General features: G+C 38.4%; 23 protein-coding genes, 1 tRNA gene and 1 pseudogene. 9 read left to right on the forward strand and 16 right to left on the reverse strand.

The window, feature by feature from the left end; genetic code table 11:
- Positions 1 to 122: 122 nt before the first annotated feature.
- The 3 genes from ppsA to BM179_RS21350 all read right to left on the reverse strand — a co-directional run bounded on the left by ppsA (position 123) and on the right by BM179_RS21350 (position 3,982).
- Positions 123 to 2,735 carry a phosphoenolpyruvate synthase gene (gene ppsA, locus BM179_RS21340; RefSeq protein WP_092019205.1) on the reverse strand — a complete coding sequence of 871 codons (2,613 nt, stop codon included), beginning with the start codon at positions 2,733 to 2,735 and terminating at the stop codon, positions 123 to 125.
- 8 nt (positions 2,736 to 2,743) lie between these two features.
- Positions 2,744 to 3,199 carry a MarR family winged helix-turn-helix transcriptional regulator gene (locus tag BM179_RS21345; RefSeq protein ID WP_092019206.1) on the reverse strand — a complete coding sequence of 152 codons (456 nt, stop codon included), beginning with the start codon at positions 3,197 to 3,199 and terminating at the stop codon, positions 2,744 to 2,746.
- A 213-nt stretch (positions 3,200 to 3,412) separates the two neighbouring features.
- Positions 3,413 to 3,982, reverse strand: a complete 570-nt coding sequence (locus tag BM179_RS21350; RefSeq protein WP_092019207.1) for a hypothetical protein — start codon at positions 3,980 to 3,982, stop codon at positions 3,413 to 3,415.
- Between the two features lie 186 nt (positions 3,983 to 4,168).
- Here BM179_RS21350 and BM179_RS21355 point away from each other — a divergent pair, with 186 nt between their 5' ends.
- Positions 4,169 to 4,516 carry a winged helix-turn-helix transcriptional regulator gene (locus BM179_RS21355; protein ID WP_092019208.1) on the forward strand — a complete coding sequence of 116 codons (348 nt, stop codon included), beginning with the start codon at positions 4,169 to 4,171 and terminating at the stop codon, positions 4,514 to 4,516.
- Between the two features lie 113 nt (positions 4,517 to 4,629).
- Here the strand turns inward: BM179_RS21355 and BM179_RS21360 are convergent, their stop codons facing one another.
- The 4 genes from BM179_RS21360 to BM179_RS21375 all read right to left on the reverse strand — a co-directional run bounded on the left by BM179_RS21360 (position 4,630) and on the right by BM179_RS21375 (position 7,130).
- Positions 4,630 to 5,064 (reverse strand): VOC family protein, encoded by a 435-nt coding sequence (locus BM179_RS21360; RefSeq protein ID WP_092019209.1) that lies wholly within the window; start codon positions 5,062 to 5,064, stop codon positions 4,630 to 4,632.
- Positions 5,065 to 5,132: 68 nt separating this feature from the next.
- Complete coding sequence (locus BM179_RS21365) at positions 5,133 to 5,630, reverse strand: SRPBCC family protein (RefSeq protein ID WP_092019210.1); 498 nt, start codon at positions 5,628 to 5,630, stop codon at positions 5,133 to 5,135.
- Complete coding sequence (locus BM179_RS21370) at positions 5,627 to 5,947, reverse strand: ArsR/SmtB family transcription factor (protein ID WP_092019211.1); 321 nt, start codon at positions 5,945 to 5,947, stop codon at positions 5,627 to 5,629. The genes BM179_RS21365 and BM179_RS21370 overlap by 4 nt, the downstream gene beginning before the upstream one ends.
- Before the next feature lie 571 nt (positions 5,948 to 6,518).
- Complete coding sequence (locus BM179_RS21375) at positions 6,519 to 7,130, reverse strand: hypothetical protein (RefSeq protein ID WP_229633009.1); 612 nt, start codon at positions 7,128 to 7,130, stop codon at positions 6,519 to 6,521.
- 104 nt (positions 7,131 to 7,234) lie between these two features.
- Here BM179_RS21375 and BM179_RS21380 point away from each other — a divergent pair, with 104 nt between their 5' ends.
- Positions 7,235 to 8,125 (forward strand): winged helix-turn-helix domain-containing protein, encoded by an 891-nt coding sequence (locus tag BM179_RS21380; protein WP_092019212.1) that lies wholly within the window; start codon positions 7,235 to 7,237, stop codon positions 8,123 to 8,125.
- 422 nt (positions 8,126 to 8,547) lie between these two features.
- Here the strand turns inward: BM179_RS21380 and tnpA are convergent.
- Positions 8,548 to 8,980 (reverse strand): annotated as a pseudogene (tnpA, locus tag BM179_RS21385) (IS200/IS605 family transposase).
- A 324-nt stretch (positions 8,981 to 9,304) separates the two neighbouring features.
- Here tnpA and BM179_RS21390 point away from each other — a divergent pair.
- The 5 genes from BM179_RS21390 (at position 9,305) to BM179_RS21410 (ending at position 13,712) form a co-directional block, all read left to right on the forward strand.
- A complete protein-coding gene (locus BM179_RS21390; protein ID WP_218159267.1) occupies positions 9,305 to 10,321 on the forward strand; it encodes an AAA family ATPase in 1,017 nt (338 codons plus the stop codon).
- A gap of 3 nt (positions 10,322 to 10,324) precedes the next feature.
- The gene (locus BM179_RS21395; protein WP_092019214.1) at positions 10,325 to 12,685 is read left to right on the forward strand and encodes a S8 family peptidase; all 2,361 of its coding nucleotides are present in this window, start codon (positions 10,325 to 10,327) and stop codon (positions 12,683 to 12,685) included.
- A 280-nt stretch (positions 12,686 to 12,965) separates the two neighbouring features.
- On the forward strand, positions 12,966 to 13,226 hold the full coding sequence (locus tag BM179_RS21400) for a hypothetical protein (protein ID WP_092019215.1): 261 nt from the start codon (positions 12,966 to 12,968) through the stop codon (positions 13,224 to 13,226).
- 27 nt (positions 13,227 to 13,253) lie between these two features.
- Complete coding sequence (locus BM179_RS25420; RefSeq protein WP_092019216.1) at positions 13,254 to 13,427, forward strand: hypothetical protein; 174 nt, start codon at positions 13,254 to 13,256, stop codon at positions 13,425 to 13,427.
- Positions 13,428 to 13,493: 66 nt separating this feature from the next.
- Positions 13,494 to 13,712, forward strand: coding sequence for a hypothetical protein (locus tag BM179_RS21410; protein ID WP_092019217.1), 219 nt, complete (start codon positions 13,494 to 13,496; stop codon positions 13,710 to 13,712).
- A 372-nt stretch (positions 13,713 to 14,084) separates the two neighbouring features.
- Here the strand turns inward: BM179_RS21410 and BM179_RS21415 are convergent.
- The 5 genes from BM179_RS21415 to BM179_RS21435 all read right to left on the reverse strand — a co-directional run bounded on the left by BM179_RS21415 (position 14,085) and on the right by BM179_RS21435 (position 20,058).
- Positions 14,085 to 14,159, reverse strand: a tRNA-Val gene (locus BM179_RS21415).
- Positions 14,160 to 14,192: 33 nt separating this feature from the next.
- Positions 14,193 to 15,494, reverse strand: coding sequence for an MFS transporter (locus tag BM179_RS21420; RefSeq protein WP_092019218.1), 1,302 nt, complete (start codon positions 15,492 to 15,494; stop codon positions 14,193 to 14,195).
- A 57-nt stretch (positions 15,495 to 15,551) separates the two neighbouring features.
- Positions 15,552 to 16,427, reverse strand: a complete 876-nt coding sequence (locus tag BM179_RS21425; RefSeq protein WP_092019219.1) for an alpha/beta fold hydrolase — start codon at positions 16,425 to 16,427, stop codon at positions 15,552 to 15,554.
- Between the two features lie 131 nt (positions 16,428 to 16,558).
- Positions 16,559 to 17,269, reverse strand: a complete 711-nt coding sequence (locus BM179_RS21430) for a SanA/YdcF family protein (protein WP_092019220.1) — start codon at positions 17,267 to 17,269, stop codon at positions 16,559 to 16,561.
- A gap of 140 nt (positions 17,270 to 17,409) precedes the next feature.
- A complete protein-coding gene (locus BM179_RS21435; RefSeq protein ID WP_092019221.1) occupies positions 17,410 to 20,058 on the reverse strand; it encodes a DNA gyrase/topoisomerase IV subunit A in 2,649 nt (882 codons plus the stop codon).
- Positions 20,059 to 20,776: 718 nt separating this feature from the next.
- Between BM179_RS21435 and BM179_RS21440 the strand changes: the two genes are divergently transcribed.
- On the forward strand, positions 20,777 to 22,099 hold the full coding sequence (locus tag BM179_RS21440) for an SGNH/GDSL hydrolase family protein (protein WP_092019222.1): 1,323 nt from the start codon (positions 20,777 to 20,779) through the stop codon (positions 22,097 to 22,099).
- Between the two features lie 53 nt (positions 22,100 to 22,152).
- Here BM179_RS21440 and BM179_RS21445 read toward each other — a convergent pair whose 3' ends face one another.
- Both BM179_RS21445 and BM179_RS21450 read right to left on the reverse strand, forming a co-directional pair.
- Positions 22,153 to 22,728 carry a septal ring lytic transglycosylase RlpA family protein gene (locus BM179_RS21445; protein WP_092019223.1) on the reverse strand — a complete coding sequence of 192 codons (576 nt, stop codon included), beginning with the start codon at positions 22,726 to 22,728 and terminating at the stop codon, positions 22,153 to 22,155.
- Between the two features lie 308 nt (positions 22,729 to 23,036).
- On the reverse strand, positions 23,037 to 23,855 hold the full coding sequence (locus tag BM179_RS21450) for a helix-turn-helix domain-containing protein (RefSeq protein ID WP_092019224.1): 819 nt from the start codon (positions 23,853 to 23,855) through the stop codon (positions 23,037 to 23,039).
- A gap of 207 nt (positions 23,856 to 24,062) precedes the next feature.
- On the opposite strand from BM179_RS21450, the gene BM179_RS21455 reads away from it, so the two are divergent.
- Positions 24,063 to 24,953, forward strand: coding sequence for a sugar phosphate isomerase/epimerase family protein (locus BM179_RS21455; RefSeq protein WP_177219478.1), 891 nt, complete (start codon positions 24,063 to 24,065; stop codon positions 24,951 to 24,953).
- Positions 24,954 to 25,029: 76 nt separating this feature from the next.
- Here the strand turns inward: BM179_RS21455 and BM179_RS21460 are convergent, their stop codons facing one another.
- Positions 25,030 to 25,662 (reverse strand): NUDIX hydrolase, encoded by a 633-nt coding sequence (locus BM179_RS21460; protein ID WP_092019226.1) that lies wholly within the window; start codon positions 25,660 to 25,662, stop codon positions 25,030 to 25,032.
- Between the last annotated feature and the right edge of the window lie 93 nt (positions 25,663 to 25,755).

The raw sequence follows: 25,755 nt of genomic DNA on the forward strand, positions 1-25,755 counted from the left end.
AAAAACGGGATTTGAAATAAAACTTGCATCCCGTTTTTACTATATTTGGAAAATCTGAGCTGAAGACTTTTAGCTTAAACCATTTAAGGACAGCAAAGTATTCTGTCCACTCTACATATACCTTACAGTATTTCTACATATCCTTCCGTCCCGTTCACCCGGATCCGTTGCCCGTCTTTGATCAGCTTGGTAGCATGTTCCACTCCTACTACGGCCGGTAAGCCATATTCTCTGGCGATCACTGCTCCATGAGTCATCAGTCCGCCCACTTCCGTAATCAGGCCTTTTACAGATACAAACAAAGCTGTCCAGCCCGGGTCAGTAAAAGGAGTGACTAAAATATCTCCTTCTTTCAGGTCAGCCTCTTCCATCTTTAAAATGACACGTGCCCGGCCCTCAATAATTCCGGAGGAAACAGCCAGACCAGTAAGAGCTTTTTCCGGAAGGTTTTCACGTTTATAAACACCCGTAATAACCTCACCATCAGAAGTAATCACACGTGGCGGATTTAGTTTTTCATACACATGAAAGGCATTTCTTCGTTGGTTAATGAGCGGATAATCTGCTTTATTTGTCAGTACTACTTCACGAAGTTCCTCAAAACTAAGATAGTAGCAATCCTCGGCAGAATGAATAACCTTAGCCTTCCGAAGCTGTTCGATTTCTTTCAGTAAAGCCTTCCTGTAAATGAAATAGCGATTAATCATTCCGTATTTAGGATATTCCCGGTAACCCGCAAAATTTCGAATTAGGTCGATCATGCGTTTTGCCTCGGCCGCTTTTTGTTCACCATCCGGTAAATGCCTCAATTGATCCAGCAATGTAAGTTCTTTCTTCAAAGCATCCTGTCGCCCTTTTTCAAATTTTCTTTTGCTTTCATCAGGCTCAAAGTTTTTAACATTACTGAGCATTGCGGGAACAAGCGTTAAGGGTTTTTCAGACCAACGGGTTTTAGTAATATCAATCTCTCCGGCACATCGCATTCCGTATTTGCTGAGAAAATCGCTGATTGCTTCTCTGGTTTCCGGTCCTCCTTTAAATTGAACCAGTTTATCCAAAAAATTATCGTCTTTGGTCTGCTGCAAAAAACTTATTATTTCCGGATAAGGACGAATTACGTCTGCAACATCCAATAAAGCCAGCCCCATCTTAGAGGTGATATTATTGGGAACTGACAGTGAAAGAGTATCTGTCGCGTTTTTTTCACCCAGCCACTCGTTCATTTTCTCATTGATCCAGACAGAAGCATTCATAGCGGCCATGATTACATTCATGCTCTGCGGACTGAACAGATTCTTCCTGAGTTCCTGAATATCTTCCTGTATAAAATCAAATAAATCCGGTCCTGATTTCGATAAGATGTTTTGTTTTAATGTTTCTAAAGATGCCTGGCTGCTGCTGATTAAATCAGAGACAATTGCCGGATCGCTTTCGATTGGTGTCTGAGCTCCAAAAAATGGCATTACCTTATTATTTTTGTCAGGATTATCATCCGGTACCTGTTTTATAAAATCTTCCCGTTCCAGGATCTTCATAAGTGCATCTTCCGTGAGCGGATCAGATTTGCCCAGCGTATCTAACAACATTTTTCTCAAAGCAGGTGAAGCCAGATTTGGAGATACATCGACAAACAACCGTCCTCCGGCGGTAAACATTGGACGGAAAGTAGTCAGTTGCCAAAAAGACAATCCCAATGGTTTCATAGGATCTGTCATCATCTGTTGATGACCAACAGAAACATATACATGATTTTCCTCATCATTCACCTCAGGAATCGGGTACAAAGTAGTGATTGGCCGGCTTTGTACTATGTAAAATGTATCATTCGACAAACACCATTCTATGTCCTGCGGCTGGCCGAAATGTGCTTCAATCCTTCTTGCTATGTGTTCAAGCTGTAAAATCTGCTCATCCGTTAAAGCCTGTCTGTTCTGCTGCTCAAAATCTGGTTCCTGTTCTTTCGTACCACCTTCTTTTATCGCATAAACGGCCAATTTCTTGGCAGAAATCTTCTTTTCAATAAGCTTTCCCTCACGAACCTTATAATTATCAGCATTTACAAGCCCGGAAACCAATGCCTCTCCTAATCCAAAGCTGGCATCAACAGATAATATTTTTCTATCTGAAGTAACCGGATCTGCTGTGAACATAATTCCTGATACATCCGGAAAAACCATTTTCTGAATTATCACAGACAAACGGACTTTTCTATGGTCAAATCCATTTTGTAAACGATAGATTACTGCTCTGTCTGTAAATAATGAAGCCCAGCACTTGCTGATATGTCTGAAGATTGCTTCCTTCCCGATGATATTCAGAAATGTATCCTGCTGGCCAGCAAAAGAAGCCGCCGGTAAATCCTCCGCAGTAGCACTGGAACGCACCGCCCAGGCATTTTTTTCTCCGAACCCTGAAAAATGGCGTGAGATTTCATCATAAATATCCTGAGGAATGGTTATCTCTTCAATCACCTTGCGAAGCCTGGCACTCAATTCAGTAATTTTCTGTCTGTCTTCGGTTTTCAGTAATGATAACTGATTCAATAACTCAGTTATCATTTGTGTGTCTTCTATGACTCGTTTAAAAACTTCAGTAGAAATACAAAAGCCTTCCGGCACAAGGATTCCTTCAATACGGCTCAGTTCCCCAAGGTTTGCGCCTTTCCCTCCTACTTCTGCAAGTTTCGTATGATTGATTTCCTGAAAATCCAGAATATAATGACTGCTAGTTTTCATTTTTACAATTATTTGCTGTTGAGGTCATTGGTTGTTTCATTCATTATTTCAATAGCTTTCGAAAAGTATGCATCAATAACCCTGATTTCCTCCTCTGAAAATGAGGCAATTAAATTTTCTGTCTTATTCCGAAACTCTTTATAAAGCGGGACAAAAAGCGTCATGATATTTTCGGTGTTTGGTTCAATAATAACCTTCCGTCTGTCGTCTTCTGCAAATCGCCTTTTCACCAGATTTTTCTTTTCAAATCTATCTATCAAACCCGTAACCGCTCCGGTGGTCAGTCCTGTCAGACTTGAAAGCTCCCCTGCCGTCATTTGTCCTTTTTCTATTAAAAATCCCAGATATTTATGGTCAGTTCCTGAAAGACTAGCTTTTCGGGCAACAGCCTCATGCATCTGGATAGAAGTGTACGCATATAGCTGACTTTGTTTTCTTATTGTTTTAATCAGATCGTTATCCATATTTTATCTTATTATCTAAATATCTTAGCAACAAAGATAATATTAAGTTTGCCGGATCTTCAATAATTTTGTTAAATAATATGTTAAGAATTGTCGGGAAGATTCTTCAGGAAGTTACTTTCGGGTCTAGCTTCAGGGAAAGGTAAAATGAGGTTTTTCAAAAAAAAAGCCCAAAAATGGGGCTTTTAGAGGGGTTATCGTCTTTATTAGGAGTTACTTCTGCCTCACTAAAGGAATTTGCAGGTTTGTCGGGCGGTTTTCTTCAGTATCAAAGCCCCGGCCATCTATGTTACGCGCTCCCCAAAACATCATATCATTGCAGATATAAATCAGGTCATACTCAACAAAAATCTGCCCATCAAGCAAACCGAAGGGAGGAAATTTCTTCTTAAAAATACTTTGAGTTTTATTGACTTCCCATTTTTCAAAACCCTCGCCGGCGAGTTGATTCATACCGTCTGCGAATCCTTGCAAAAGAGGGGTCAGTTCATACGATTCATCAGCGAAAAAGTTTACTTTTTGCGCACTCTGGGCAATCGGATGGTCTCCTTTCCATTCCATATGACCTCTGAGTGTCATTTGTGCTAATGGTACTTTACCAAACGGATCTGCAAAAGTGGTGACAATCAGCTCAAATTTGTCATCTGCCAGACCAGTGAATTTTCTCGACAGATAAAATGGTCTAAGTGTCCCGTCATTGTTTTTAGAGCTGCTCGGACGTATTTCCGGTGTAATACTTTCCCATTTTCCTAATGAATATTTTTTTAGTTCTTCTGTTGTCATAGGATTTATTTTTTGATTGTTTTTTTGTGGTATAAAACTGTCTGAAGTGGTACAAAATGTAGCTGACAACAAAAGAATTTCTATTCTCTTTATCGTATCAGAAGTTTTAACAGGTCGAAAGTACTACATTTGTCTAAACTGAATAGATAGTCCATATTAATTTGCATAGTACAATATTATAGACTAATGGAAAACAAAAGGAAGAATAAGGATTACAACCCATTAAATTGTGGAGTTACTCACTTTTTTAACCTGGTTGGCGGCAAGTGGAAAGCACTGGTCATTTTCGGGATCAGTAAAAAATGCAATCGGTTCAGTTTATTGCAGAAGGCCATTCCTCAAATCAGCAAACAGATGTTAATTAACCAGCTGCGTGAACTTGAAGAAGACAAACTGATTGAGCGAAAAATATTCGCAGAAGTACCTCCCCGTGTCGAATATACACTGACAGATTATGGCAACGATGTGCTTTCAGTTATTCTGGATATTCAACAATGGGGGATAAAAGATTTGCAGGAAAAGACAGAGGTCTAGGTCTAGATGACAGAATATCATCTAAAAAGCGATAAAAAGTCTGAAAAATGACTTATTATCGCTTTTAACAAAGGATATGCATCCCGATTAAATACCTTATTAAAAATTTAAATTTATCCGTTATAAGCCGGGTCAAATTCCACAATCCATTCAATACCGTATTTGTCTCTGAACATTCCGGCGTATGTACCCCAGGGACTATCGTCGATGGGCCCTTCAATATTTCCACCTGCTGATAATCCGTTAAATAATTTGTCTGCTTCTTCACGACTTTCTGCACTGATTAATATTTTGGACCTGTTTTCATTTTCGTTTACAGATCCCATAAATTCCGGAACATCATTGGCAATTAACACATTGTGTTTTCCTATAGGCAACACAATGGTCATTATTTTATTTGCATCGTTTTCTCCTACCTGAAATTCAGGGCTCGACAGATCTTTGAAACGAACGATTTTTGTGAAATCTCCGCCAAAAACTGATTTGTAAAAAGTGAATGCTTCTTCAGCATTTCCATTGAAATTGATCCACGGATTGATTGTTCTCATGATTTTATTTTTAGGTTTTTAAGTTTTTCTGTTCAGGTTATTCGTCATTCCCCTTGCAATGTGACTAATCATTTCTGCGATAAAGTCGTCAACAGATTTTCCAGGTTTTCTAATGTCATGGTAAATCCGATTGTAAAGCCTTCCAATAATTTTTCCATTCTTTCAAACGATTCATTAAAAATGGTGATATTTACTTTTGTTCTGCCATTTTGCTCGCTGAAAATATAATCCCATTCCGAACCCGGCAATTCCGGATTTTCGTCTTTGTCTGCAAAAGAATTATACATTTTAAAATTTGTTTTCGGAGTAATGGATGTATATCTCTGAATTGCCCAGCGCTCTTGCCCGTCAGGGCTTATCATGGCATAAAACCTTTGTCCTCCGACTTTAAAATCCATATACTTTGTTTTGGCACGCATTGGTGCAGGTGCTCCCCATTGGTCAAGTAGTTCCGGCTTGGTAAAAGCATCCCATACTAAAGAAAGTCCGGCATTAAATTCCCTGGTTATAAATATCGTTTTCGCTGTTTTGTCAACATTAAAATCAAATAGCAAATCGTTGTTCATCTTTTCTGTTCTTTAATTGTTGATAATAGTTCGTCAAGTTGATTAAACTGAATTTCCCAGCTTTGCCTGAATTGGGCTAACCAGTTGTCAAATTCCTGCATTTTTTTTGCATTAAAGTGATAATAAATCTCTCTGCCTCTATGCTCGGGTTTAATTAATTCGCATTCATGTAATACTTTAATATGTTTTGATACTGCCTGACGGGTCATATCAAATTTTTCCGCCATTGCATTTGGTGTTAATGCCTGGATAGCGATTAATGTTAAAATAGCCCTGCGTGTCGGGTCTGATATGGCCTGGAATATATCTTGTTTCATTCTTGATTATTAATTAAGCAACCCTTAGGTTGCAAATATATATGCAACTTTTTAGTTGCGCAAATATATTTGCTTTTTTTTTAATCGGGTATAACGACGGGAAGTTCAGTGGTAATGGTGGCATTCGTTACAATCACTAACCAAACGTGTTTTAACTTCAAATGAAGAAGGGAGTCGAAGTTACGAAATTTTATAATTATCTGATTTTTAAATAATTACAAAGAATCCATACAGACCATTTTGAATTGCAGGTAATACAAAAGAAATAGCCCGCTAAAAATCAATGTTTTAGCAGGCTATTATATGAAAAGATAGGCTGTGAAGGATTACAGTTGAACACCTGATACTTCTTTTGAATTGTATCGAAAAACATCGCCTAATGATGCAGCAAACAAATAGTACCTTTTCAGTCTTGCTTTATATTACGAACCCTGGTGGCGGACCCGTTGGAAGTGACTGTGTCTTTGATATTGTAATTGATATTATCTTTATACAGTTCAGCTTGTCTTTGACCATAAGAGGCATAACAAACAAGCACCGGAAACAAGGCATATAAGTGTAATTTATTTGCTCAGCAACCGCCTTTGCGGGGGACACGTTTAAAAATTACTTTACTATCCCGTTCTACATATTCGCCCGATACTATCGGGTATGAATATTTGGGTGCGTACGATACGTTATGGCTTCGTATAATTATTTTGTCGTTAACTTTCAGGCTATGCAATTGCTCAAGCTGAGACTTTTCCGGCTCAAATTTTACAATATAATCGTCACCATTAATCCTGGCCATCACTCCGAAACCTAATCGTGAGCCTGGCGGAAGAGAAAGCGAGGTTACAACAGCCTCCATATTGGTAAAAGTTCTTGTATGCTTACTTATTTTAGCAGCACTGTCAAACACCTTTTTACCTGCGGGAGACTCTTTCCATTTTTTGACCATTATACCATCAGGGGAGGCTTCCCATTTTTTCCGTTCGGCTTTCATTTCAGCAGCAGAGAGTGGCTTTGGGATTGGCCTTTCAGAAGTTTCAATTCCTCGATTAGCAAATACGAGTCCGCTTACCACAACCAGCGGTAAGATCAGCGCATAAATAACTTTTTTCATATTTTTTGCAGGTTTAATTAAAATAGATCTATCTCCTGATAAATCAGATGCGTTTAAGGCTCTTTTTGTCTTTTTCATATTCTTTGTAAAGTTGATGCAACAAAAATACTTTGATACATTTCAGCCTGAGAAACTTAGATTGTAAATAAAAATGTAACCTTTGTAAATAAATTGTAAATGGTATGTTTAACAGCCGAAATTTACTTTCCGGGAAACGCAAGTACCTGTGCGGATTGATACTACTTGTGTTTATCTCAGGAATATGCGTAGCTTTCAGTATGACCGGAAGCGATGACTTTGCTATCGCCAGAAGAGCCGTTTTGCTCCGGAAGATAGGAGATGAACTGCTCACACAGTCGGGCGACAATAAATCAAGGGTACTTCCGGTAAAAAAGATTGCGGAAAATGAGTACCAGATAAGGTTTGAGAATGAGTTCTCTTTTCAACCGGACTCCCTGGTAAATACTACCCGGCGTTTGCTGGCCAATGACCCGCTCGCAAGTGATTATGTTGTTAATGTTCTGAACTGTGGCAACTCCAGTGTAGCCTATGGATACGCCATATCCAACAATAAAAAAGATGATATTATAGCCTGCAGAGGAAGAGTGCAACCCAAAGGATGTTACATTATCAGCATTAAATTTAAACCGGCAGGAATAAATACAGCAAAGAGAGGATATCTTTTAGGCAGCCTGTCATTTTTAGCATTTATTGGTTTTGTTTTTTTCAGATTGGTTAAACCTCGAAGAGTTTCACCTGACAATCAGCATATTGAAGTGTTCACTTTGGGGTCGATGTCGTTTGATGCAGTGGCTCGCAGGCTTATCGTAAATGGAAATACTATAGACCTGACCAGAACAGAAACCCGTCTGCTGCTCATTTTCGCTTCATCTCCTAACCAGACTATAGAGAGAAGCCGGTTGCAAAAAGAGATATGGGAAGATGAAGGTGTTATTGTGGGGCGCAGCCTGGATATGTTCATATCAAAACTCAGAAAAAAACTGGAATCTGATCCGAATATCAAAATTGCTGTTATACGCGGCAAAGGATATAAGCTTGAGATCAGCTCTTAAGAAAAATTTCCTCGCCAAAACTGATCTCAATAGTTGCCAAAGAAAATTCTAGATTAGTTTTTAAAAAACAGCCTGCTAAAAACAGATGTTTTAGCAGGCTGTTGTATAACAAGGTGGGCTGTGAGGGAGTATAATCGAACACTTGATACCTCTTCTGACGTTTTTGGATGGTATTAAATAATTGATTATAAATACATTGACGTTGTTGCCGATTCCTATCAGGCAAATATATCAAGTTGCAAATATTTATCTGTCAGGTACGATATACTGAAATACTATGGATTGAAAATCCATAGGTTGGTTTATGACTGAAACTCAAAGACTTTGGGCCGGAAGCCCATAGGTTGAAGAACATTGGCTAAAGCCACTGGAGGTGTGGGCCAGAGGCCCATTAAAAACCTTAAGCTAAAAGCTTATTAAAATTATTCCAGAATGAAATTCTGGTCGCTATTCGGACCATCCCTATGATGTTCCAAATACTCCTGTACCATCTCATCTGTTATATTACCTGTGCTCCAGGCTCCATAACCTATCCCCAGAAATGGCCCCCATAGTACCGACGGCGCAACTCCCCATATTCCTCCAGTAATATCTTTGCACTCCGACCCTTTAAGCACCTCACCAAATCACTCACTGATAATTTTGGAACATAACTCACATGCAAATGAACATGATCTTTACTCACCACGCCCTTTAATATCTGAACATCCAAACTATATCACAGGTTTGACGGATTAAATCCCTACATCTTCCCTGAATCTCTCCCTGCAAGACCCTGTATCGGTACTTCGTACTCCATACCAAATGTACTTGCAATTGATGAACGCTATGAGTACCCTTCCTTATATTTTGCATCCGCTAATATAACTTAGATTTGTAGAAGCTAAAGCCTTGGCCTAAAGGCTATAGCTCGGCTAACGTATTGAAACCTGTCAATTTGTGCACTAAAATTCACTATTGCCCCAAAATGTTACTGAGTAACGACTTTTAATACGACAAAATGTATTAAAAATACATTTATTGATAAATTATTTCATTTTATTTGTTTTTTATTACGAAATATATTATTTTTGTACCACAAACTGAAAAAAATAATGCGCCATGCATACTGAAATATTACGAATAATCGAGGGTGGGTTAGCTAAGGACCCCAAAAAGGTGTACAACTATTCTAAGCTATTGGCTGATAAGCTTGATAAAGATGGCGACAATAAGATGGCTAAAATGATTTTAAGAGCTATTGACAATGGTCCTGCTACAACAGTAACTATGGACGAATTATTGACTACACCGGTAGACCAGGAAAGCAGATTGAATATTGTAGATGTTGAGGTGCCTTCAAAAGAGCATACTCAAATTGTGTTACCCAAATTGGTAGATAACAAAATTGAAGATTTTATCAACATGGTCAAGCATCAAAGCCAATTGATAAAAGGCGGTGTTGAAATGTCAAATACCCTTTTGTTGTATGGAAAGCCAGGCTGCGGAAAAACTACTGTTGCAAAACACATTTCAGAACGCACAGGTTTACCATTGGTTGTTGCGAGATTTGATGCAATTGTTTCCTCCCTGTTAGGTAATACAGCAAAAAACATCAGGAAAATTTTTGAATTTGCAGATAATAAACCCTGTATACTTTTCTTAGATGAATTTGATGCGATTGCTAAAGCCAGGGACGACCAATATGAATTAGGAGAATTAAAAAGGGTGATTAACAGCCTTTTGCAAAACATTGATGCGTTTGCAAAACATAACATTCTTATTGCTGCCACCAATCATCCTGAATTATTAGATAAAGCAATTTGGAGAAGATTCAACACTGTTATTGAAATCGGCACACCACAAGACGCAGAAATTTCGGCATTAGTTAAAACCTTCACCGATGGTTTTAATACTGATTTTGTTGAGGATGATAAAAGGAAAGACAAATTGATTAGGTTAATGGAAGGCAAAACACCCTCTGACATCAAAGGGATTATTAATAATGCTAAAGCCCAGGCTATTATTAATGGCAAAGAAATACTTGCATACGAAGATCTACTGGTAGAGCTATTTGAATTTAATAATCATGGAGATTTAACGGTTGACAAATTAGTTGAATTTCTTAACGAGAACGGAATACCACAAGCTGCTATAGCAGAAAGAATGAAAGTTTCGCTTAGGCAGGTGAGAAATTATTTAAACAAACAACCTTAAGTCATGGCAGAAAAAAATCTTCCAATAAAATTCTTCCATAAAAGGCAGAAAGATGAAATGGACACTGAGGGTGGCGGTGAAAGAAAGTTACCGAAATGGGCGGACGTCAATACTATTATAGAAAAAGCTCAGTATGTCAATGAAGTGCTTTCTGACATTTCGGGGGCTTTAGCGAATAAAGTAGAACGAAATAATTATGTCCCTTCAATAATCAAGTTAAAGGTAAATGAAGAAGCGCTTGCTAAATCCCATCGAAAGGAAATCGCCGGTATATTTAATACGGGAAAAATAAACTTAATTGGCATATATGGAGAGGATGAAATACTTGTTAAGATTGACGGCCAATCCGATATTCAGGCAATTCGTAAAAAGTTAGAAAATGCTGACAACGCATTTCCAAGTTTTACTACAATTGTTGGGTTGTCGGCAATTACCAACGCCGAAGAATTTAAACCACAGATTGATGTTGAACCTGATAACGAAACCATTCTTAAAGTTAAATTGTTTAATTATGGAAATAGTGACTTGAATGCCATCCTAATAAAACTTTTTGAAGGTTTTTGTGCAGAAAAAAGCATCCAGTGTGAACGTGCATCTTATTCCGCGGAGTTGAATATTTATAGACTGACTGAGGTCACTCCCGATGCATTTGATGAGTTAAAGGATTTCGATGGCGTTCAGCTTGTTACTGAAATGCCTGCTTATGACATTACTTTGGATGAACTAACAGAGGACAACACCATAGCAATTAAGAAACCCAAAGCGGGGCAGACTTATCCAATTGTAGGTGTGCTCGATACCGGCATCGCAAATATTCCTCATTTGGCACCTTGGCTTCATAACAAGAGCTTTACCAAATATCATGAAGACGATACAAATAAAGGACACGGCACTTTTGTTGCCGGTGTTCTTATTTATGGTGATGAATTAGAAGGAATGAATTATACAGGATTTGATGGGTGTAAATTATTTGAAGCAATTGTAATGCCAGACATACGCAGGCAAAAAATTTATGAAGATGAATTGATTGAGCATATAAGGGAGGCTATTAGTAAAAATGATGAGATTAAAATATGGAACCTCTCATTAGGCACAAGGAATGAAGCAGATTTATATGAGTTTTCTGATTTTGCGAAAGCCTTGGATGAAGTTCAGGAGCAGCATGATGTTTTAATATGTAAATCAGCCGGAAATTGTGAGAATTTTAAAATGGCGGCACCTAAAAGCCGAATTTCTAAATCTGCAGATACTGTTCGTGGTTTGGTAGTTGGTTCATTGACACATGATAAAAACGGGACAGATATATCTGAAAAATATCACCCCTCGCCTTTTTCCAGGATGGGACCCGGTCCATCTTACTTAATTAAACCAGATGTCGTACATATGGGTGGCAATGCAGGGTTAGATCATAGAAATAATCCGGTTTACAACACGGTAAAATCATTCGCTCCTGATGGTAGCATTGCAAACAATGTCGGCACCAGCTTTTCTACTCCACGTGTGTCTGCAATTGCTGCAGGGCTTGATTCTATGCTAAATGAAAAATTCAACCCATTGTTGCTTAAAGCACTAATAGTTCATTCTGCTAGGTATCCTCAAGAAATGCAAATGTCTATAGCTGAAAAACTTAATGGTGCTGGATTTGGCTTACCATCAAATATTAATGATATACTTTTTAACCAGCCAAATGAAATAACACTAATTCTGCAAGACACTTTGGAAAAGGGTAATTTTATAGATATTCTCGACTTTCCTTTTCCGCAATCCATGATAGACGAGGACGGTTATTTCTATGGTGAAGTTACTGTTACGTTAGTGACCGCCCCTATCCTGGAAGTATCACAAGGTGCCGAATACTGCCAGTCGAATATTGATGTGATGTTTGGTAGCTACGATGATAAAGTAGAAAGAGATACCACAAAGCCGACAATTAAAAATCCAATTGGTGCAGATGGTAGACAAAACGTTTTGGCTACCGCAGTGTATAGCAAGAAAGCAGCACAAGATACTTCTACCCCTTTTGCTACAGAAAGGATGCTTGTTTCTTATGGTGATAAGTACCAGCCGGTAAAAAAATGGAGTGTAAATTTTGATGATTTTACCAATGCCAATAAAGAGAAGTATTTAAAGGCCCCTAAAAATTGGTATTTGAAGTTGGAAGGTTTATTTAGGCATTTTACAGAAACAAAATGCGACATGCAGAAGATAATACCAAGCCAGGAGTTTTGCCTAATTGTCACCATTAAGGATACTAAAAAGAAAGGCAACATTTACAATGAAGTAACGCAGTTACTTAACAATTTTAGTTTCATTCACAGCAATGTGAAAATAAAAGAAGAAGTAAGAATCAGACTAAACGGATAAATTAAAACATTAGAGATACCATAAATAAAAATGCCTAAGAAGCGGCAACTTCAAAGGCATCGATTAAATCAGGAATGTATTAAAGCTGTAGGTGGCTTAACGGGGTTGGTAACCCTTTGGCATTCCATGTTATTGTTTTTATAACAGATTGCAAAGGTAATTGTTTACTTTGATTTACAAAACCTTTCTTCATACTCAATAGCAATACACCTTACCGGCTAGTTATCCTAACTCCGTGATGTAAAAGGATAATATTTTTTCACTTTTCAAATTATTTAAGATGCAATTTGAAGGAGCCGTAGTAAAAGAGCAAGGAGTAACCTTCGCTATCGTAGTGGTAAAACCTTATGTACTTAATAGTTCTATGGAATGTGATGATGCAAGGCAAGGATTTCGCAGCATTTTTCCCGGTATGCCAATAATATTAATGGCACAAGGGTCAAGAGGCGTACCTACTTATCAGGGAAGAACTGATATCATAAAATTCCTGGCTAATGTGCATCCATCAAGAATCCCGTGGAAGAGGTACAATTACAATTAATCATTTTTAAAAAACTAAGAACGCTTTATGGCAAAGAATGGAAAAGTCGGTGATGGTCACCGCAATGGAGCAGTAAAAGAAAGATCGCAGACCTACAATCCTAAAACTGAGACTTGGGTAAAACGCGATACGAACACAGGTAGATTTATGGATGGCAAATCTGATGACAAACCTTTCAAGGGGGTTACTAAAGAGAAGTAGCTTCAAGAATAGCAGGGCTGCATTCTGCAGCTCTGTTATATTTTCTAATTTAGAAAAGTAAAAACCATGTTTGATTTAAGCAAAGAAAAAATAGACGTTAAATGTGATTGTGGAAGAAAGCATATTGCTACGCTTCAAGATGCAATAAACCGGAAAACTATCAAGTGTTCTTGTGGAACCAATATCCAATTGAACGATAATAACCGTTCTGCAAGAAAAGGTGTAAATGATATTAATAAAGTATTCAGGGATTTAGAAAATACCTTCAAGAAACTTGGAAAGTAAGTAATGTTTGATGAGTTGTTAAACTATACCTCAATGTCGTCCATTGTTTCATAGTATTCTTTTAATGTCGCTTGAACAATGACTTCAATAATAAGATTTATAAAAGCCTTTCCTCTTCATTTTGAGCATGGAAATCGGTTATTCTCTGATCCAAATCTTTTTGGCTTCGTTCTATTTTAATTCTTGATTTTCGTTCCATAAAAACTGATTTGTTTGTTCTTACAACAGAGAAAGGGAGTCGAACTCCTAAAATATCGAAACACATTTATTATCAACTGTTTATTCAGAATTGATGATATAATGACAACATGAGTATAAAACAGCAAATCCTGTTTAAATCGTTGATTTAAACAGGATTTCGATATTTTCCAGTGGGCTGTGAGGGATTCGAACCCACGACCTCCGCCCTGTCAAGGCGGCGCTCTAAACCAACTGAGCTAACAACCCTTTTACCGGGAACTGCAAATATAACGGTCTGCTCTATGCCGGCAAAACAACTTTATAGGTTTTTTGAGAAGGGATTTTGCTTAACATCAGCACTCCCGCAAAAAATACCAGAACCAGTACCAGGATACTATTCCGCATTCCAAAGGCCTGATCTACCAATCCAAAAATCGAGGTTCCCAGAAAGGTTGAAATCTTATCCGTTACATCATAAAAGCTGAAATATGAGGCGGTATCGGTTGTTTCTTCCGGCAATAATTTGGCATAGGTAGATCGGGAAAGCGATTGAATACCTCCCATCACCAGTCCGATTGCTGAAGCCAGTACATAGAACTCAATTTCTGTATAGACAAAATAAGCACAGATGCAAATGACTACCCAAACACCCGCTATAAGCATCAACGCTTTAGTATTTCCAAGTTTCGCAGATAAATTGGCAAAAACATAGGCCCCGAAAATTGCAAGGATCTGCAATAGTAATATCGTCACGATCAGGGAATTGTCAGGTAAATGTAATTCGCTGCTTCCAAAAATCGTTCCTAAATACATAACCGTCTGAGCTCCCATATTGTAGAAGAAAAATGCAAGGAGGAATCTTTTCAAAATCGGGATTTGTTTCAACTGGGCAAATACTTTCTTCAATTCCTTAAAACCATTCCAGATCCAGTCTTTATTTCTTTCTCCGTTACTGACCTTCTTGTCTTCAAGGTAATGAAACGGAATCTGAGCAAAACCAAGCCACCATATACCAACTGTAAGAAATGAGATTTTACAAGCGGTTCCTGACGAAATACCTCCATACCATTGCGGCATGGTCAGCATGGTAAGATTAAAAATCAACAGCAAAACACTCCCGATATAACCCATCGTAAAACCCCGGGCACTCAGTTTGTCAAATCGGTCTTCTGTTGCAATTTCGGGGAGATAGGCATTATAAAAAACAATACTTCCACTCCATCCGATCAATGAAAACATAAAGGCAAATACACCCAGATACAGATGGTCCCGGTTAAAAAAGTACAAAAGCAAACAACAAACCGAACCCAGGTAAACAAATCCTTTCATGAATAATTTCTTCCTTCCGCTGTAATCAGCAATAGCACCAAAAACGGGGCTTAAAAAGGCAATTAATAAGAAAGCAGCAGAAACAGTAAGTGAAAAAAGTGCGGAGTTTTTGATATTAAATCCGAGAAATTCAACAATTTCTCCTCCCTGGGCATTTACTGCGGTATTGCTGAAATAAATCGGGAAAATACTGGAAACGATTACCAGAGCATGTACGGAGTTTGCCCAGTCATACATGCACCAGGCGTTTAAAATCTTAGGGTTATTTTTCATTTTAAAAATTAGGTAAAACTTAATATCATAGCTATGGGGAATTTACACAATCTATTGCTAACTGAGATTACCCGACGGATAAACTTCTCTTAAAAAATCAAGTACCGCATTGGTAAATGCGTGATTCGAGTCTCCGGCAACCATATGTCCTGCACCAGACACGTTCACACTTCTTACATGCGGAACAGCATCCAGAAACTCTGCCATTATTTTCTCAGAAACAACGTCCGACATCCCTCCTCTTACAATCATAGTCGGAACATTCAGCTTTTTAGCGGCTTCATACATTCTTTCCTCATTTCGGGTCATTTGATCCGGTCCAAGGCTTTTCCATAATTTAAGCATTTGCACATCCCAATGCCAGTAGTATCTTCCATCTTCTCTCAACCGCAGATTTTTCTCCAGCCGGGAATGATCTTCCGGTTTTGTCCGATGAGGCAAATATGCCGCTACAGCCTCAGCTGCTTCATCCAGAGATGCAAATCCATGTGTATTTGAAGACATAAATGCAAATATTCTTTCTATTCCTTTTTGCTCGGTTTTAGGCGCAATATCTACCAAAACCAGGGCAGAACAGATTGATTCCTCCGCTTCTCCTTCTGCAACCAGTGAAGTCATACCTCCGAGTGAAGCACCAACCAATGCGGGTTTACCTTTGAGATTGGCAATCAAAGATTTCAGGTCTTTAACCAGGTCTTCAATACGATAGGCTCCTTCCTCAGACCAACTGCTGTCGCCATGTCCTCTGGCATCAAAAGCTATAGCATAATATCCCTGTCCGGCAAATTTTGCGGCGGTATCTCCCCAGGAATGCCTGGTTTGTCCGCCTCCATGTAAAAGCACTACGGGAGGATTATCTGCATTTCCGAACACATCTGCGGTAAGATAAAAGTCTTTTGCTACTTCAAATTGTAATTTTTGAGATAAAATCATGTTTTTGGAAGAGAATCGGGCAAGATATCTTCGGATACCTGACAAAGTGTTTTTTATTTGAAATAACAGAACATTTTTCCTGATTTCAAAATTTCGACCTTATTTATTGTAATTGAAGAAGATCAGGGGGCTTATTTGTAATGAATGATTCTTTGCTGAACCGGGGAGGCTCTTTTAGACTCATACCTTGATCTGTCAAGGAGATATACATCAAGAATAGCTTTTGGTCTGGCAAGGTATTCACGCAGGTAGGTACGGAAAGAATAACCTCCGGGAACGTCCTGCGCTGCAAATGCTACGGCATCTACGCCCAGTTCCTTGGCGAGAAACAATGCTCTGGCATTATGGGTAGGCTGGGAAATAATTGTAAATCTGCTTTGTTTGAAAATCTCCTTGCAGCGGATAATCGAATCATAGGTCCGGTAACCTGCAAAATCCAGCACCATTGCTTCTTCCGGAATACCCAATGCCAGCAAAGATTTTTTCATATCAGCAGGTTCGTTGTAAAACACAGAATCATGATTACCACTCAGTATCAGAAATTTCACTTTTCCTTCTTTGTATAAACGGGCGGCAGCCTCCATTCTAAGTTTAAAGAACAAATTTTCCTTCCCTTTGTACACATATTTACTGGTACCTAAAACAAGCGCTACATCATTGGATGGTAATTTATCTATGTCGTAATAGTTCCTGCCGGAAGTGGAAATGACAATCCAGATATTACAGATCAGAATCCCACCTACAATCAGAAAAAACGCCGCAATAACGCCCTTCACCAGTATTTTTACATATCTGGTGATATCATAGGGGTTTTGCAGCGATATTTCTAATGTGTATCTCATTGGTTTTCAGGTCAGAATCATCAGATTACAACACTTAAATGAATTTACAAAAAACATTTTAAATCTGTGTCGTTCCTTAAACAATATCCTGTTCAAAATCAGATTGAAATGATATTATCTCCGTTCCTGAAAATTCCAACTTAGAATAATCCTAATTGTTCTCCTGTTCCGGTCTCACCCGAATCCGGAAATTCTATTTCCTCAGGTGGAGTTAGTTTTACTGCGGAGTCGTTTTCAATTTCCTGTTCTTCAGCAGTGCTTTCTGTTTCCTGCTCTTCTGTCGCTTCAGAAACTGTTGGTGTTACCAATCTTGGTTCCAGTACTTTTATATGCTGAACTTTAAATCCGGTCAGTTTAGAACCCTGTGCTTTCCAGCCTCTCACTTCAGCTAATTCATCCAGATTAATCTCTTCTTTCTCCAAAACAGCATTTTTTTCATCTTTTTTGAAGGAAAGTTCTATTCTCGGATAAAGATCTATTGATGCTGAAATCAGCTTGGATCCTTTTTCATCCGAAATAAACAAGAATTTTTTGTCAATTGTGGTGGTTTCTATACGGAATCGCTTCACAAAATATGTTTTTGAGCCTCCGTCATAGTAAACTGCGGTGATAATTTTATCCGGAGTAAATCTCGCTAATACAGAAATCTCCTTTGATTCATAGCGATTTGTCAGTTCGAAATTAGTGAGTTCATACTGTCCGTCGTTATAAACAACCAGAATATTATCTTTGGCATTAAAATTACCCAGGTATCTGCCATGTTCATCACGGTTTAATCGTCCTACTGTGCTGTCATACCAGATATCCACTCCTCCCAGGGTAGAAACTCCCGCTGATTTCAAGGAAATTTTTCTTACCGGAAATTTGGTTAGCACATTCCCCAATGAATCCCTTCCTTTGATCATCAGTTTAGAAAAATCATAATCAAACTGCTTGATTTTGGCCGTACAGCTTGCCGTCAGATTGATCTGTATGATTTCAGCTTCACCATTTTCATTGGCAGAAAAATAAGTAATCTTGGATTTCGGATTCCCGGCGGTTAAATCATATTCCCGGTCACGGGTTACGGCAGTTACCTTAAATCTTTTTACATAAGAAACACCTGTTTTCGCATCAAAATAGGCGAGATTGTACACTTTCCTGTCATCATTCTTTTTGAAGACTGCGCAATGAATGATGTCTTTACCTACAAAAACCTTATCCTGTATTTTAGTGACAAGGCAACGTCCGTCTCTTCTGAATACAATGATGTCGTCGATATCCGAACAATCCATCACATATTCATCTTTTTTAAGGCCATAACCGATAAATCCATCTTCTCTGTTAACATAGAGTTTCTGGTTTGCGGCTGCCACAACTGCGGCGGTAATGGTATTAAAGTTTCTGATTTCAGTTTTACGCTCCCTGCCTTTTCCGTATTTCTTTAATAAATCTTTAAAATAGTCAATAGAATATCTGATAATATGGGCAAGATTGTCTTCAACTTCCAACAATTCTTCCTGCAGACGTTTCATCAGCTCATCTGCTTTGAAACTATCATATTTAGAAATTCTTTTGATTCGGATTTCAAGTAAACGAAGGATATCATCTTCTACAATTTCTCTGTAAAAATCAGCTTTATAAGGTTCCAAACCTTCATCTACTGTTTTTATGACTTCTTCAAAAGTCTCACATTCTTCAATTTTGCGATAAATCCGGTTTTCGATGAAAATCTTTTCAAGAGAACTGAAAAGGACTTTTTCCATCAGTTCTTCCTTGCGGATTTCCAACTCTCTTTCCAGCAAACGAACGGTTTGATGAGTACAGGTTTTCAGAATATCCGAAACACCCACGAAATGTGGTTTGTCAGCAATAATGACACAGGCATTCGGTGAAATGGAAATTTCACAGTCGGTAAAGGCATAAAGGGCATCAATTGTTACATCCGGTGAAGTGCCGGGAGCCAATTGCACCTGAATCTCAACATCTTTGGCCGTATTATCTATTACTTTCTTGATTTTGATTTTTCCGGTATCATTTGCTTTAATGATCGAATCGATCAAACTGGTCGTAGTAGTAGAGAACGGGATTTCCCTGATTGCCAGTGTTTTTTTATCTATTTCCTCAATTTTCGCCCTTACTCTGATTTTACCGCCACGCTGTCCATCGTTATAGATCGAAACATCAATAGCTCCTCCGGTTTGGAAATCAGGGTAAATTTCAATGTTTTTATTCTTAAGAATATCAATAGATGCCTCCACCAGCTCACAGAAGTTGTGAGGCATAATTTTAGTGGCCAGACCAACCGCAATACCTTCTACGCCCTGAGCAAGCAATAAGGGGAATTTTACAGGCAGGGAAATCGGTTCTTTCTTTCGTCCATCATACGAAAGCTGCCATTCGGTGGTCTGATTATTAAAAACTACTTCATTGGCAAATCTGGAAAGCCTGACTTCGATATAACGGGCCGCTGCCGCACCATCTCCTGTGCGCACATCTCCCCAGTTACCCTGACAGTCGAACAGCAAATCTTTCTGCCCCATGTTTACCATGGCCTCATTGATAGAAGCATCCCCATGCGGGTGATACTGCATGGTCTGTCCGATAACATTGGCTACTTTGTTGAAGCGGCCATCGTCCATTTCACGCAAGGCATGTAAAATTCGACGTTGTACAGGTTTTAATCCGTCCTCTACGGCAGGTACGGCACGTTCAAGAATAACATAAGAGGCATATTCCAGGAACCAGTTCTCATACATCCCCGCTACCGCAATTTGTTCATGTAAGGCGTCGTCTTGTTGGTTTTCCATGATGGGTTTACTGTGATTTACTAAAAAGAGTTAGTGGCTCTAATTCGTAAAAATAGTGATTATTGTTGATTTACGCCATATCTGAGTATTTAAAAAATTAATCAGAATTTGTGGCAGCTTTCTCCCTCACAAGCTTTTGCATTGCCCGGATAATTGCTTAAAATCACTGAGTATTTACAAATAATCTGAGTCAGAATGACATTTAAGCAGACTTAAATTAAAAGGAAGTGAAAGAAAAACAGCCATTTACCTGTCTGAAAAAATGGAGTCCTGCATCTCCAAAAGACTGATTTCTAATCAGAATAAGCTCAGACAAAATTGATTTCAGGAAACAGGTTTCTCCATTTTCAGGAATAAGTCTTTTACAGGATTTTTGAAAAATTTCAATTTACGTTTACCTAAAACCGTTAACAGTTTCATATTGAGTCTTAGTATATACGTTACTATAATTTAACATTCGGAATCTGTCATAAGCGCACTAGTTACGCTTTCAGCTTTCTTCATTATAATCAAATGTCAATCAAGGTGATAGGCAATTTTTCTTTTAAAAATCATTCCTGTGTAATTCATTTTAGCATTCAGGCTTTGTTTTAAGCATTTCATAAAAAAATCTGCAAGAAAACAGTTGATAAATTATATTTTTTCTCAAAAAACAAATATATTAATCATGTAATTATCAAAATAGTTTTATCTGCACAACCTATAATTTCTTATCGCAATGTACAGTTTCATCAAAAAAAATGCTGGTTTTACTGCAGTGATAATCCTGCTGGTTTTATTCATCCAATTCATTCAGAATTCTTTGTTTCTGAGTTTTAAGGAACTGGGGAAATGGCTTATGGAAAAAGAGAGCGGCCCGTTTATCATTTCTCATTTCAAGGTCTTCCTGCTTCTGATATGGTTTTTAGGAATTATTTACAGCAAAAGACTTTTTCAGAGCTCTATAATTTACAAAATCTTCTTTCTTCTTAGCCTCCCGTTTCTGATGTATGCCTGGAATCTGAAACTGCGGGTTATGCCTCTTTACAATCTGGCCAAAGAACGGGGAGATAAAGTCGGGAAAGTTTATATAAATGATAATGTGTTTGGTTATACTCATGCCCCTTTTTCAACAGGATACAGGCAGCTTGGCGAAGGTGATATTATCATTCATCACGATGCTGAAGGGTTCAGAATCCCAGTAAATTTTGTCCATTCCGGCAAGAGACCAGGTTTTCTCGTACTCGGGTGTTCGGTTTCTTACGGAGATGCCTGCCGGGCAGAAAAGACTTTTCCATATTTATTGAGCAAATCAATGAACGGGGATTATTTTAATGCCAGTGTCAGCGGTTACGGTCTTTCACAAATGGTACTGAAAGCTGAAAAATACATCAATGAAAAACATCCCGATTATGTAATTGTCCAATATTCTCCCTGGCTTGCAGATCGCTCTAAAACGTATTACCAGAATTTCCTGGGAGGTAAATTTCCGATACCTTATTTTAGCAAAAAAGGACTGGAAATGCCTGTTTTTAGTCCTAAAGGTCTGAAAATGCCATTGGCGGATTTTAAAAATACTCCGAATAATACCTGGGATTTCAGCAAATTTTATCTGAAAGTTACTCCGGTATTGGCCTATCAGGACATTAACTCTATGATTACAAGGATTAAATCTGTACTTGGTATAATCCCGAAACCTCTGAATGACAATGAAAAAATTGAGGAATATGGCTACGACAGAATTTATCAGGCCTGTAAAAGGAATCATGCCAGAATGATTCTCTGGACCAGCGGTACGGGGTTTTCATTTCCAACGAAATTACCTCCGACGAAACTCATTACCAATAAAGAAATTATAAAAGTATATATCGACTCATTATTCATGCGTCTGCATCCTACCGGTAATTTTAATGCTTATCAGCACTTCTATGGTCACTGGTATGTGCCAAAAGGAAGTAAAGATTCTGTTTTTGCAGATGGTCATCCTAATGACTATGCACACAAACTGATTTCGGATGAGATTTTGAAGAATATAAAGGAGCGGGAAGATTCTTCGGAATGATATACGGAAAATGCTGCTGAGCTCAAAAAGGAAACTCAGCAGCATTTTCAGATTTATTTTCTTACCAGAATCACTTTAGGCTGAGAATTTGTGGAATCTAACTTGATTCTGCCGTCCTGATCGTAAACAATCACTACAAATTTTCTTTGATTCAGTGAATCGGTTTCAATTGGCTGCTGCAATGGGTTTTGAGCTACTTCTTCTGTATTTTCATCAGATAATGTATCTTCTTCCGATTCCTCCTCTGCAAGCAACGCACCACTGCCCAATGATAAGACTTTTATTCTGACATGTGCTGAGCCTTTGCTTAGCAGCCCTAATTGCTTGGCGGCTTTATAAGAAACATCTATAACTCTTGAACGGGTATGAGGGCCTCTGTCGTTTACTCTGACAATGGCTTTAGAGCCATTACTCTGATTGGTTACCTCCAGTATTGTACCAAATGGAAGGGTTCTGTGAGCGGCGGTAAGGCGGTTTGCCCGGTACTTTTGCCCGCTTGAAGTGCGTTTGCCTTCAAACTTTCTGGCGTAGTAAGAAGCTTTGCCATGGAGTGTTTTTTTCCCTGTATGAGATATATTCAGCAGGCTGGCTGCGAAATAAAAGAACAAGAAAACATTTTTTAAAATCATGCCTTTGGGTTTTCGTTCAACAATGATTTAGTACCCTGAAACGAGTCTTCGACACTAAAACTTTAACGTCAAATAAGAATAAAAAGGATGTTAAATCCTTCCAAAGTCAGGCTGCTTTTCTTCTTATTAATTGCAAAGATACGCATTCATCTGGTAAAAGTCCAAATTTGAGACTTCCGGAGTGCAAATTCTGATCAGGCTTTTATTCTGTTTTGCGCCAGAACATGACCTTTAAAACGTCTGTTTTTCTTTTATTATTGTAAAAAGTATTTCCGGAAATCAGATTCAGTCTTTCAAAAACTGCTGCTTCAAAACCCTTTGCCATCAAATGGCAGCAGGAATTTTTCAGCATCAAATTTCCCGGGTGAAGTATTGGCCAGTCCTGAAAAGGTTTTAATAAAATGTGCCTGGTCATAAAATCCATTTTCCAAAGCCAGTTGAACCATCGAGTGAAACTGCTTCATTCTGGTCATCTCATCAACTGAATTCCTGATTTTAAGAATGGTGCTGAATTCCTTCGGACTGAGTCCTAAATGCTGTTTAAACTTCTTTTCCACAAAGCGGGTAGAAAAACCTAATTTCCCTGACAATTCTGCTACGCTTATATTTCCTTTGCCTTCCTTCATCAGCAGACTGGCTTCCAGAATCAGGTCAGAATCTCTGTTTTTCTCAAGATATTTCAGGAAATGATTCTGGAAAAACTGAACAATAAATGCCTCATTATAAAGCTCTATTCCGGCAAGATTTCGGCTCATTCCGGAATTAATTTCCTGTAAAGGGACATAACAATCAGCAGTCTTTTCGAAAGGAAAATCAGAAAACATGACCGGAACCCAGGGATACAGTTGCGTAAGAAAAATCTTGGTGAAAGGTTTTATAATTACGTCGATCGTCATACTTAACTGACAACTTAAATAAATCCCTTCCTTCAGAACCGTTTTCCCGGATTTATTCTCAATTACGATCTCATTTCCTGAAATAAACGCAATGTTAAAACATCCGTTAGGCAATACACTTTTGTTGGAAAACTCACTGTGATTCAAAGCATTATCGAGCACCCAGAATTTCTTGACAAACTTTGAAAGTTCCTGAGCCGCCGCAAGTTCTCTATAATTAAACAGGTTCATGGCATGCAATATATTTCCGGTAAATTTTCATTTTAAAGCAGTTTACACTATCCTTTTCTGTAATGAAAAAAAACAGGCAAGGTCCGCAGTCGCAAGCTTCGTTCGCATTTTTACAATATCGGGCTTTTTGCCGAACCTAAATTTGTCACTTTGATGAGAAAGTTTTTCATCAAAACCAAAAACAACTATCCCCTAAATAAATTTAATATGAGTAATCGCAGAGAGTTTCTGAAAAAAGCCGGATTATTAGGTGCATTTGCCTTCTCCAAACCTGAGTTTATAAAAAGCCCGAAGTTTAAGCTGGGCTTGCAATTGTACACCCTTCACAAAGAAATGTCCGCTGACGTTCCCGGAACTTTGAAAAAGGCAGCTTCCTTCGGATATCAGGAAGTTGAAACCTACAGTTATAATTATGGTAAAAATAAATATTACTGGGGCCTGAAACCGGCAGAACTAAAGCAAATTCTGGATGACAACAATCTTAGCAGTTCAAGCGGGCATTATGATCTTGATAAATTCATTCTGAACGGTTCTACGCCTGACGACATGAAACGTTATGTGGATGATTGTATTTCAGGAGCGCTGGTACTTAAACAGGATTATATCGTCTGGCCCTGGCTGGATCCACAATTCAGAACGATGGAAAAATTCAAATTTCTTTCCGATACCCTGAATACAATCGGTGAACAGATTAAAAAGGCAAAGCTTCAGTTGGCCTATCATAACCACGATTTTGAATTCATTGATCATAATGGTCAAATCGGCTATGACTTGATCCTGAAAGAAACAGATCCTGATCTTGTTAAAATGGAAATGGATCTTTACTGGTTTTCACATTCCTCTAAACTTACTGCTCATGAATATTTTGTAAGAAATCCGGGACGTTTTGTCTGCTGGCATATTAAGGATATGGACAAAAACAACCGCGATCTGCACACAACGGTCGGAGATGGTACTATTAACTTTAAAACATTTTTCCCTGATGCAAAACTGGCCGGTGTAAAACACATTTTTGTGGAGCAGGGAAATAACTACATACCAAATGCACTGGATTGTGTAGAAAGAAGTGCAAAATTCGTAAAAAGAGAATTGCTCTGAGAAAGTTGTCTTTATTTTAATTTTTTAAACAAAAGGGCAGGTTTATGACCTGCTTTTTTGTTATAGGTTTTCTGTTTTAAAACTGCTCACTCTGAAGCAGCTCCAGCAATTCAGCAATCATCATGGCAGTGGCACCCCATATCTTCCGGTTCTGGATATTGTAAAACGGGGCATCAACATCAACTCCCCGTACATTCATAACCTCTCTGCCAATAATATCAATATTTCTGAGCTCTTTCAGATTAACTTCAATCACATCCTCCACTTCTCTGGCATCCGGATAAAACTCCGGCCGGCTGGTCAAATAACCGATGACAGGCTGTACAAAAAAATTAGACGGAGGTATAAACAGTTCGGTAAGTTCTCCGATTATTCTGACATCCGTCAGACGTATTCCAATTTCTTCCTGAGCCTCGCGCATGGCTGTACGGATAAGGTTTTCATCCTCCTTTTCCATTCTTCCACCCGGAAAAGCCATCTGACCGCCATGTACCCCGTCATAAGCAGGACGCAGGATCAGGGGAAGATAAATTTCTCCTTCGTAAGGATAAAACAAAATCAATACCGCACTTCTTCTGGTTTTTGCATTGGGAATGGCTTTTACCAGAAGACGATTCGAAGAAATCATTTTCTCATGAGCCGGTCGTCCCGGAAGCGGTTTCTCAAACCGGACCTGCAATTGCCTGATGAAGTGGTTAAAATCCTGCATAAAACTTTTAATAATTAGAAATACTATTCAAATTCTCACACTGCTTTTACTGACTCAACGTATTCTTCAATTCTGTTTCAGACTGATTTTTTC

Origin of the sequence: Pseudarcicella hirudinis (genome assembly GCF_900115665.1) — a bacterium.
GTDB lineage: Bacteria > Bacteroidota > Bacteroidia > Cytophagales > Spirosomataceae > Pseudarcicella > Pseudarcicella hirudinis.

Coding starts and splice junctions, on each gene's coding strand:
- BM179_RS21350 (WP_092019207.1), bottom strand. CDS start 3,982: ATGACAACAGAAGAACTAAAAAAATATTCATTAGGAAAATGGGAAAGT.
- BM179_RS21375 (WP_229633009.1), bottom strand. CDS start 7,130: ATGAAAAAGACAAAAAGAGCCTTAAACGCATCTGATTTATCAGGAGAT.
- BM179_RS21425 (WP_092019219.1), bottom strand. CDS start 16,427: ATGATTTTATCTCAAAAATTACAATTTGAAGTAGCAAAAGACTTTTAT.
- BM179_RS21395 (WP_092019214.1), top strand. CDS start 10,325: ATGGCAGAAAAAAATCTTCCAATAAAATTCTTCCATAAAAGGCAGAAA.
- BM179_RS21370 (WP_092019211.1), bottom strand. CDS start 5,947: ATGAAACAAGATATATTCCAGGCCATATCAGACCCGACACGCAGGGCT.
- BM179_RS21355 (WP_092019208.1), top strand. CDS start 4,169: ATGGAAAACAAAAGGAAGAATAAGGATTACAACCCATTAAATTGTGGA.
- ppsA (WP_092019205.1), bottom strand. CDS start 2,735: ATGAAAACTAGCAGTCATTATATTCTGGATTTTCAGGAAATCAATCAT.
- BM179_RS21365 (WP_092019210.1), bottom strand. CDS start 5,630: ATGAACAACGATTTGCTATTTGATTTTAATGTTGACAAAACAGCGAAA.
- BM179_RS21345 (WP_092019206.1), bottom strand. CDS start 3,199: ATGGATAACGATCTGATTAAAACAATAAGAAAACAAAGTCAGCTATAT.
- BM179_RS21380 (WP_092019212.1), top strand. CDS start 7,235: ATGTTTAACAGCCGAAATTTACTTTCCGGGAAACGCAAGTACCTGTGC.
- BM179_RS21400 (WP_092019215.1), top strand. CDS start 12,966: ATGCAATTTGAAGGAGCCGTAGTAAAAGAGCAAGGAGTAACCTTCGCT.
- BM179_RS21435 (WP_092019221.1), bottom strand. CDS start 20,058: ATGGAAAACCAACAAGACGACGCCTTACATGAACAAATTGCGGTAGCG.
- BM179_RS21450 (WP_092019224.1), bottom strand. CDS start 23,855: ATGAACCTGTTTAATTATAGAGAACTTGCGGCGGCTCAGGAACTTTCA.
- BM179_RS21410 (WP_092019217.1), top strand. CDS start 13,494: ATGTTTGATTTAAGCAAAGAAAAAATAGACGTTAAATGTGATTGTGGA.
- BM179_RS21440 (WP_092019222.1), top strand. CDS start 20,777: ATGTACAGTTTCATCAAAAAAAATGCTGGTTTTACTGCAGTGATAATC.
- BM179_RS21430 (WP_092019220.1), bottom strand. CDS start 17,269: ATGAGATACACATTAGAAATATCGCTGCAAAACCCCTATGATATCACC.
- BM179_RS21455 (WP_177219478.1), top strand. CDS start 24,063: ATGAGTAATCGCAGAGAGTTTCTGAAAAAAGCCGGATTATTAGGTGCA.
- BM179_RS21460 (WP_092019226.1), bottom strand. CDS start 25,662: ATGCAGGATTTTAACCACTTCATCAGGCAATTGCAGGTCCGGTTTGAG.
- BM179_RS21445 (WP_092019223.1), bottom strand. CDS start 22,728: ATGATTTTAAAAAATGTTTTCTTGTTCTTTTATTTCGCAGCCAGCCTG.
- BM179_RS21420 (WP_092019218.1), bottom strand. CDS start 15,494: ATGAAAAATAACCCTAAGATTTTAAACGCCTGGTGCATGTATGACTGG.
- BM179_RS25420 (WP_092019216.1), top strand. CDS start 13,254: ATGGCAAAGAATGGAAAAGTCGGTGATGGTCACCGCAATGGAGCAGTA.
- BM179_RS21360 (WP_092019209.1), bottom strand. CDS start 5,064: ATGAGAACAATCAATCCGTGGATCAATTTCAATGGAAATGCTGAAGAA.